2 pseudogenes are annotated in these 582 nt (G+C 50.3%); both read left to right on the forward strand.

Annotated elements, in window-relative coordinates:
• Positions 1 to 428 (forward strand): annotated as a pseudogene (locus tag JCM16159_RS12975) (hypothetical protein); the annotation flags it as partial.
• Positions 401 to 582, forward strand: a pseudogene (locus JCM16159_RS12980) (hypothetical protein); the annotation flags it as partial. The pseudogenes JCM16159_RS12975 and JCM16159_RS12980, both read left to right, overlap by 28 nt.

Below are 582 nucleotides of genomic sequence, written 5' to 3' on the forward strand. Positions count from 1 at the left end.
GGCTTGGTGGGTGTGGTGTGAAGCCCTGGCTCCACTCGGTTTTGTTCGGCTCACTTTCCCTGAACAGCCGGAGTTTAAAAATAAGTGAGGTGGGGATTTTGGTGGTTATGGGTTTAAGAATGAGGTGGTTGTTAGTGGTGTCGTTGGTGGTTGTTGCCGTCATCGCATCAATCCCATCCCTCCACATCGTTAACAAGCCCGGGGTCGAGGCCGTGAGCCAGGAAGGCATTGGCGCCGTCAATGGGCCGGCACCGGTTAGCGTCAACACGCCGATCTACGTCGTTGGACCAACAACGCTTGTTCAGGAGTTGATGGGATTAGGCATAAATCAGTCACTGATTAGGCCAGTAACCATTAATGAACTAACGAGCCTACCAAATAATAGCCTAGTAATCATTGATTGGTCCTCATTGAGCCTGGCCTCATAATTAGTGAGGGTGGTTTGGTTCACGTGAATGTGAACTCAACGGTGCTTAGATTGATTGAGGGGTTGATTAGGCGTGGTGACTTCATAATCATCCACGGCAATTCAAGCACCGTACCAATCATTGAGTACGCCCTAGCCCTAGCCTGGTCAAAGGC

The organism is Vulcanisaeta sp. JCM 16159, assembly GCF_001316265.1.
GTDB lineage: Archaea > Thermoproteota > Thermoprotei > Thermoproteales > Thermocladiaceae > Vulcanisaeta.